At 67.9% G+C, this 7000-nt stretch carries 8 protein-coding genes; all 8 read left to right on the forward strand.

Going from position 1 to position 7000, the window contains the following annotated elements; genetic code table 11:
* Positions 1 to 83: 83 nt before the first annotated feature.
* From ABD024_RS06515 to hisF, 8 genes are read left to right on the forward strand one after another with little or no spacing between them, the layout of a single operon-like run.
* Positions 84 to 422 (forward strand): YerC/YecD family TrpR-related protein, encoded by a 339-nt coding sequence (locus ABD024_RS06515; RefSeq protein WP_343850841.1) that lies wholly within the window; start codon positions 84 to 86, stop codon positions 420 to 422.
* Positions 419 to 1312, forward strand: a complete 894-nt coding sequence (gene hisG, locus ABD024_RS06520) for an ATP phosphoribosyltransferase (RefSeq protein WP_343850843.1) — start codon at positions 419 to 421, stop codon at positions 1310 to 1312. Before ABD024_RS06515 ends, hisG begins: the two co-directional genes overlap by 4 nt.
* A gap of 43 nt (positions 1313 to 1355) precedes the next feature.
* Positions 1356 to 2663, forward strand: a complete 1308-nt coding sequence (gene hisD, locus ABD024_RS06525) for a histidinol dehydrogenase (protein WP_343850845.1) — start codon at positions 1356 to 1358, stop codon at positions 2661 to 2663.
* On the forward strand, positions 2660 to 3790 hold the full coding sequence (gene hisC, locus ABD024_RS06530) for a histidinol-phosphate transaminase (protein WP_343850847.1): 1131 nt from the start codon (positions 2660 to 2662) through the stop codon (positions 3788 to 3790). The genes hisD and hisC overlap by 4 nt, the downstream gene beginning before the upstream one ends.
* Positions 3787 to 4857 (forward strand): bifunctional histidinol-phosphatase/imidazoleglycerol-phosphate dehydratase HisB, encoded by a 1071-nt coding sequence (hisB, locus tag ABD024_RS06535; protein WP_343850849.1) that lies wholly within the window; start codon positions 3787 to 3789, stop codon positions 4855 to 4857. Before hisC ends, hisB begins: the two co-directional genes overlap by 4 nt.
* A complete protein-coding gene (gene hisH / locus ABD024_RS06540) occupies positions 4857 to 5447 on the forward strand; it encodes an imidazole glycerol phosphate synthase subunit HisH (protein ID WP_343850851.1) in 591 nt (196 codons plus the stop codon). The genes hisB and hisH overlap by 1 nt, the downstream gene beginning before the upstream one ends.
* Positions 5444 to 6172, forward strand: coding sequence for a 1-(5-phosphoribosyl)-5-[(5-phosphoribosylamino)methylideneamino]imidazole-4-carboxamide isomerase (hisA, locus tag ABD024_RS06545; protein WP_343850853.1), 729 nt, complete (start codon positions 5444 to 5446; stop codon positions 6170 to 6172). The genes hisH and hisA overlap by 4 nt, the downstream gene beginning before the upstream one ends.
* A complete protein-coding gene (gene hisF, locus ABD024_RS06550) occupies positions 6166 to 6936 on the forward strand; it encodes an imidazole glycerol phosphate synthase subunit HisF (protein WP_343850855.1) in 771 nt (256 codons plus the stop codon). Before hisA ends, hisF begins: the two co-directional genes overlap by 7 nt.
* Positions 6937 to 7000: the final 64 nt, after the last annotated feature.

A 7000-nucleotide genomic window follows, 5' to 3' on the forward strand; every position in this document is an offset into this window, starting at 1 on the left:
ATCGGCGCCGGCGAAAGGCAGGTTTGCCGCGGTGCCGCATGCCGTGTATGATGCGCACCACTGTGTTAATGCGTTAGTACATTATGAAACGTCGATCACTCGATCCGGAAACCCCCGTCGAATCCGCCGAGCAGAGCCTTTACGAGGCGCTGCTCTCGTTGAAGAACAGCGGGGAGATGGGTGCCTTCCTGAGCGATCTGTGCACGCCGGCCGAGCTCGAGGTGCTGGTGGATCGCTGGCGGGTGGTGCCGTTCCTGCTGGAAGGTGTGCCGTACCGCGAGATCCACGAGCGCACCGCAGTCAGCATCACCACGATCGGACGGGTGGCGCGTTACCTCAACCAGGGCAGCGGTGGCTATCTGGCGGCTGCGGCTCGTGCAGCGAGGCGACAGTCGCAGGCAGCGAAAAAGGCGAAGGCATGAAAACGCGCGACCGCTTGCGCATCGCGATGCAGAAGTCCGGCCGGCTGACCGAGCCGGCGCTGGAGTTGCTCACTCGTTGCGGGCTCACCTTCCGGCAAAGCCGCGACAAGCTGTTCTGCTTCGGCGAGGGCGAGCCAGTCGACCTGCTGCTGGTGCGCGACGACGACATTCCAAGCCTGATCGCGCAAGGCGTCTGCGACCTCGGCATCGTCGGGCGAAACGTACTGAGCGAGTTCCAGCTCACCACGGGGCGCGACGCCGAACCGCTCAGCGAGCTGCGTCCGCTCGGCTTCGGACGCTGCCGGCTGTCGATCGCGGTACCGCAGGAACTGGACTACCGCGAGCCGGCGCAACTGCAAGGCCGGCGCATCGCCACGTCGTATCCGGGCCTGTTGGGCGAATGGCTGCGCACGCAGGGCATCGATGCCGGCGTGGTGACCCTGACCGGTTCGGTCGAGATTGCGCCGAAGCTGGGTACCGCCGACGCGATCTGCGATCTGGTGCAGAGCGGCGGCACCCTGGTGGCGAACCAGTTGCGCGAAGCCGATGTGCTGCTTGAAAGCGAGGCGGTGCTGGCTGGCCCGCTGACCCTGCCGGTGGACGAGCGCGGCGACATGCTGGAGCTGCTGCTGAAGCGGCTGGACGGGGTGATCCAGGTGCGCGAATCGCGCCTGCTGCTGTTGCAGACCTCGCGCCACACGCTGGAAGCGGTCACCCGCCTGCTGCCGGGTGGTCCGCAGCCGACCCTGCTGGCGGTGGCCGGCCAGCCGGATCAGCTGATGCTGCAGGCGTTGTGCGCCGGCGAGGTGAGCTGGCGGCAACTGGAAGAAATCAAGAAGGCCGGTGCGCGCGAGATGTTCGTGCTGCCGGTGGAGAAGATGCTGGCATGAAGCAGGTTGGCATGAATCGGGCTCGCATGAAGAACTGGCTGACATGAAACGTCTGGACTGGAACGCACTGGATGAAGCGGCACGCCGCGATGCGCTGGCGCGGCCCGCGCAGTCGCGCGCGGATGAACTGCGCCGCGGTGTCGAGCGGATCATCGCCGCCGTGCGCGAGCACGGCGACACGGCACTGCGTGAATTCAGCGCGAAATACGACCGCTGCACACTGGACGCGATCGCGGTGGACGAGGCCGAGTTCGCTGCGGCCGAGGCCTTTCTCGATCCGACCCTGAAGGCGGCGATTCGCGAAGCGGCCGCACGTATCGAATTGTTTCATCGCGTCGCCGCGGTGCAGCCGGTGAGTGTGGAGACTGCTCCCGGCGTGCGGGTGGAGCGCATGCTGCGTCCGATCAGCCGAGTCGGCCTGTACGTACCGGCCGGCAGCGCGCCGCTGCCGTCGACCGCCTTGATGCTGGGTGTGCCGGCGCATATCGCCGGTTGCCGCGAGGTGGTGCTGTGCTCGCCGGCGCGCGCCGATGGGCGCTGCGACGAGGCGGTGCTGTATGCCGCGCGCCTGACCGGCGTGCACAAGGTGTTCAAGCTGGGCGGCGCGCAGGCGATCGCCGCGATGGCCTACGGCAGCGCCAGCGTGCCGAAGTGCGACAAGCTGTTCGGCCCCGGCAATGCCTGGGTCACCGAGGCGAAGTTGCAGGTGTCGTCCGACCCGGACGGCGCCGCGATCGACATGCCGGCGGGGCCGTCGGAAGTGCTGGTGATCGCCGATGCCGGCGCGAACCCGGTATTCGTCGCCGCCGACCTGCTGTCGCAGGCCGAGCATGGGCCGGATTCGCAGGTGATCCTGCTGAGCCCGTCCACCGAATTGCTGGATCAGGCGGCGGCCGAGGTCGAACGTCAGTGCGCCGAATTGCCGCGCGGTGCGATCGCCCGCCAGGCGCTGGTGCAGAGCCGACTGATCGCCGTCGATTCGCTGGCGCAGGCGATCGAGGTGAGCAATCGCTACGCGCCCGAGCACCTGATTCTGCAGGTGGCCGCGCCACGCGCGTTGCTCGACGGCATCGAGAGCGCCGGCTCGATCTTCCTCGGCCAGTGGACGCCCGAATCGGTGGGCGACTACTGCAGCGGCAGCAACCATGTGCTGCCGACCTACGGCTATGCGCGCAGCTACAGCGGAGTGTCGGTGGCCAGTTACCAGAAGCAGATCAGCGTGCAGGAAGTCAGCGAAGAAGGCTTGCGCAATATCGGCCCGTGCACGGCGACGCTGGCGGCGGCCGAACAACTGGAGGCGCACCGCCGCGCGGTGACCTTGCGATTGGCCACATTGGAGGCGCGGTCATGAGCGTGCTCGATCTGGCGCGGGCGGAGATCCGCGCGATGCAGCCATATTCCTCGGCGCGGATGGAGGCCAGCGGCGGCGAGGTCTTTCTCAACGCGAACGAGTCGGCGTGGGCGCCGGTGGGCGACGACGGCCTCGGTTGCAACCGCTATCCCGAGCCGCAGCCTGCGGCCCTGGTCGATGCGCTGGCCGCACTCTATGGCGTGCGGCGCGAGCAGCTGCTGGTCGGCCGCGGTAGCGACGAGGCGATCGACCTGCTGGTGCGCGCGTTCTGCCGCGCCGGCCGCGACGCGATCCTGATCCAGCCGCCGACGTTCGGCATGTACGCGGTGTGCGCACGAGTGCAGGATGCGGGCATCGTCGAGGTGCCGCTGGCGGCGGATTTCACCCTGGACGTGGACGCCATGCTGGCAGCGCTGACCCCGGCGGTGAAGCTGGTCTTCATCTGCACACCGAACAATCCCACCGGGCAGCCGGTGCCGCGCGTCGTGGTCGAGCGGCTGGCGCAGGCGCTGAGCGGTCGCGCCTTGCTGGTAGTGGATGAGGCCTACGTGGAGTTCAGCGACGTGGACAGCGTGGCCGACCTGATCGACCGCCACGACAACCTTGCCGTGTTGCGCACCCTGTCCAAGGCCTGGGCGCTGGCCGGTGCACGCGTCGGCAGTTTGCTGGCGAACGCCGAGGTGATCGCGCTGCTGCGCCGGATCATGGCGCCGTACCCGTTGCCGCTGCCGTGCGTGGATGCCGCGTTGTTGGCATTGTCTGGCTGGGGCCAGGTGAATGCACGAGGGTATGTCGCCATCGTGCGCGAACAGCGCGCGCGGATGCAGACCGAGCTGCGCCGGTTGTCCGGGGTGCGCGCGGTGTTGCCGTCGCAGGCGAATTTCCTGGCCGTGCGTTTCGACGATGCCGGTGCCGTCTACCAGCGCCTGCTCGCGGCCGGCATCGTGGTGCGCGACGTGCGTCGCTATCCGAATCTTGGCGATGCGCTGCGCATCACCATCGGCACGCCGGCGGAGAATGATCGGGTACTGGCCGTGCTGACCTCCGATCGAGGCATTGCCAGTGGAGCGGCTTTTCTGAAGAGTCCGGCCATGGATGGCCGGGCTTCTGTCGAGGGATCGACATGAACACGAGGCGCAAAATCCTCTTCGTCGATCGCGACGGCTGCCTGATCGAGGAGCCGGCCGACCAGCAGATCGACAGCTACGAAAAGCTGGCCCTGCTGCCGGGTGTGATCGCCGCGCTGCAGCGCTTCGTCGCGGTCGGCTACGAGCTGGTGATGGTGACCAACCAGGATGGCCTGGGCACCGACAGTTTCCCCGAACCGCATTTCACCGGGCCGCACGAACTGCTGCTGCGCATCCTCGCCTCTCAGGGTATCCGCTTCCGCGAGGTGTTGATCGATCGCAGCTTCCCGCACGAAGGCCTCGACACGCGCAAGCCCGGCATCGGCCTGCTGCGGCACTACCTCGCCGACGACGGCTGGAGCCGCGCAGCGTCGGCCATGGTGGGCGATCGCGAGACCGACCTGCAGTTTGCCGCGAATCTTGGCGTGCGTGGCTTTCGCGTAGGCCCGCGCGGACTCGACTGGAAGACGCTGGCGCACCAGCTGCTGGATGCGCCGCGCACCGCCACAGTGGCGCGCAACACCAAGGAAACCCGCATCACGGTCAGCGTCGACCTGGATCGGGTGGCCGAGCCGAAGGTGCACACCGGGCTGGGCTTCTTCGACCACATGCTGGAGCAGATCGGCAAGCACGGCGGCTTCGCGCTGGAGCTGCGATGCGATGGCGACACCCACATCGATGAGCACCACACCATCGAGGACTGCGCGCTGGCGCTGGGTGGGGCCTTGAAGCAGGCACTCGGCGACAAGCGCGGCATCGGCCGCTACGGCTTCACCCTGCCGATGGATGAAGCGCAAGCCAGCGCGGCGCTGGATCTGTCCGGCCGGCCGTACTTCGTGTTCGAGGGCAGTTTCCCGCGCGAGCGCGTGGGCGAGGTACCGACCGAACTGGTGCCGCACTTCTTCCGCTCGCTGTGCGAGACGCTGGGCGCCAACCTGCACTTGAGTGTGCGCGGCGACAACGCGCACCACATGGTCGAGGCCTGCTTCAAGGTGGTGGCGCGCACGCTGCGCCAGGCGATCCGCCGCGAGGGCAGCGAGCTGCCCAGCACCAAGGGCGCGCTGTGATGAGCGTGGTCCTGGTCGACGCCGGCGGCACCAACATCGGCTCGGTGCGCTACGCGCTGCAGCGGCTGGGCGTGGATGCCGCATTGACCGCCGACGCGGCGACGATCCGCGCCGCCGACAAGGTGATCCTGCCCGGCGTCGGCGCGGCCGGCCCCGGCATGGCACGGCTGCGTGAGCTGGATCTGGTCGAGCTGCTGCGCTCGCTGAAGCAGCCTGTGCTCGGCGTCTGCCTGGGCATGCAGCTGTTGTGCGCGCATTCGGAAGAGGGCGATATCGAGTGCCTCGGTCTGATCCCGGCGTCGGTGCGCCGTTTCTCCGAGGCCCCCGATTTGCGCGTGCCGCACATGGGCTGGAACCTGTTGAGCGCGAAGCAGGCGCATCCCTTGCTGGCCGGGCTGGGCGACGATGAGCAGGCGTACTTCGTGCACAGCTATGCGGTGCCGGTGAGCGACTGGACCCTCGCCACCAGCGACTACGGCGAGGCATTTTCCGCCGTGATCGCGCGCGACAACTACTACGGCATGCAATTCCATCCCGAGCGCTCCGCTGCCGTCGGCGCGAAGCTCCTCAAGAACTTCCTCGAACTATGAACTTCGACGTGATCCCCGCGATCGACCTGCGCGGCGGCCAGGTGGTGCGCCTGAAACAAGGCGACTATGCGCAGCAGACCACGTATGCGGCCGATCCGCGTGAACTGGCGCGGCGTTACGCCGACGCCGGCGCACGCTGGTTGCACCTGGTCGATCTGGATGGTGCGCGCTCGGGTCGGCTCGACAATCTCGCGGTGATCCGCTCGATCGCGGCAGATGGCATGCAGGTCCAGGCCGGCGGTGGGGTGCGTGACGAAGTGGACCTGCAACGTTTGTTCGACGCCGGCGTGCAGCGTGTGGTGCTGGGCAGCGTGGCGATCCGCGATCCCGAACTTGTGGCCGGCTGGCTGGACAAACACGGCGCTGAACGGCTAACTCTTGCCCTCGACACGCGCCGCATCGACGGCCGCTGGACCCTGCCCAGCGCCGGCTGGACCGAAACCGAGGCGCGCACGCTGGACGAGCTGGCGCCGTGGTACGCCGCGCGCGGCGCGCGCCACCTGCTGTGTACCGACATTGACCGTGACGGCATGCTGGCCGGCTTCAATCTCGATCTCTATCGCCATCTCGCCGGCACGGTGCCGTCACTGGCCGTGCAGGCGTCCGGCGGTGTGCGCTCGCTGGACGACATCCGCGCCGCGCGCGAGGCAGGTGCGCAGGGCGTGATCCTCGGCCGCGCGCTGCTGGAAGGGCGCTTCACCGTCGAGGAGGCATTGGCATGCTGAGCCGACGCATCATTCCCTGCCTGGACGTGCGCGACGGCAAGGTGGTCAAGGGCGTGCGCTTTCGCGATCACGTGGTGATGGGCGAGATCGTCGATCTCGCGCTGCGTTATCGCGACGAGGGTGCCGACGAGCTGGTGTTCTACGACATCACTGCCAGCCCCGAGGGGCGCAGCGTGGACCGTGGCTGGGTCGAGAAGGTTGCCCGGGTGATCGACATCCCGTTCTGCGTGGCCGGCGGCATCCGCTCGGTCGACGACGCGCGTGCGGTGCTGCATGCCGGTGCGGACAAGATCTCGGTGAACTCGCCGGCGCTGGAGCGGCCCGGGTTGATCGACGAGCTCGCTGCCGCGTTCGGCGTGCAATGCGTGGTGGTCGGCATCGACTCGCTACGCGATGCCGACGACGAATGGCGGGTACACCAGTACACCGGCGATCCCGCGAAGACGCAGGCTCTGCCGCGCCGCACGCTGGACTGGATGGTCGAGGCGCAGCAGCGGGGTGCCGGCGAGATCGTGCTGAACTGCATGGGCAGCGACGGCGTGCGCCGTGGCTATGACCTGGAGCAATTGTCGGTGGCACGCGCGGTCTGCCATGTGCCGTTGGTTGCTTCCGGCGGCGCCGGTACGCCGCAGCATTTCCGCGACGCGTTCGTCGAGGCCGACGTAGACGGCGCGCTGGCCGCCAGCGTGTTCCACTCGGGCGCGATCGCGATTCCCGAACTCAAGCAGTATCTGCACGGGCAAGGTGTAGCGGTGCGCCTGTGAACGATTAGGAAAACAGCGGCCTGTCTGCCGTCGAAGTTTGGTTGGCCGGAAACCCACCGTTACC

The sequence above is a fragment of the Rhodanobacter soli genome (genome assembly GCF_039523495.1).
GTDB lineage: Bacteria > Pseudomonadota > Gammaproteobacteria > Xanthomonadales > Rhodanobacteraceae > Rhodanobacter > Rhodanobacter soli.

Excerpts from the sequence above, each read along its gene's own strand:
- ABD024_RS06515 (WP_343850841.1), top strand. The coding sequence starts at position 84 with ATGAAACGTCGATCACTCGATCCGGAAACCCCCGTCGAATCCGCCGAG.
- hisD (WP_343850845.1), top strand. The coding sequence starts at position 1,356 with ATGAAACGTCTGGACTGGAACGCACTGGATGAAGCGGCACGCCGCGAT.
- hisG (WP_343850843.1), top strand. The coding sequence starts at position 419 with ATGAAAACGCGCGACCGCTTGCGCATCGCGATGCAGAAGTCCGGCCGG.
- hisA (WP_343850853.1), top strand. The coding sequence starts at position 5,444 with ATGAACTTCGACGTGATCCCCGCGATCGACCTGCGCGGCGGCCAGGTG.
- hisC (WP_343850847.1), top strand. The coding sequence starts at position 2,660 with ATGAGCGTGCTCGATCTGGCGCGGGCGGAGATCCGCGCGATGCAGCCA.
- hisH (WP_343850851.1), top strand. The coding sequence starts at position 4,857 with ATGAGCGTGGTCCTGGTCGACGCCGGCGGCACCAACATCGGCTCGGTG.
- hisB (WP_343850849.1), top strand. The coding sequence starts at position 3,787 with ATGAACACGAGGCGCAAAATCCTCTTCGTCGATCGCGACGGCTGCCTG.
- hisF (WP_343850855.1), top strand. The coding sequence starts at position 6,166 with ATGCTGAGCCGACGCATCATTCCCTGCCTGGACGTGCGCGACGGCAAG.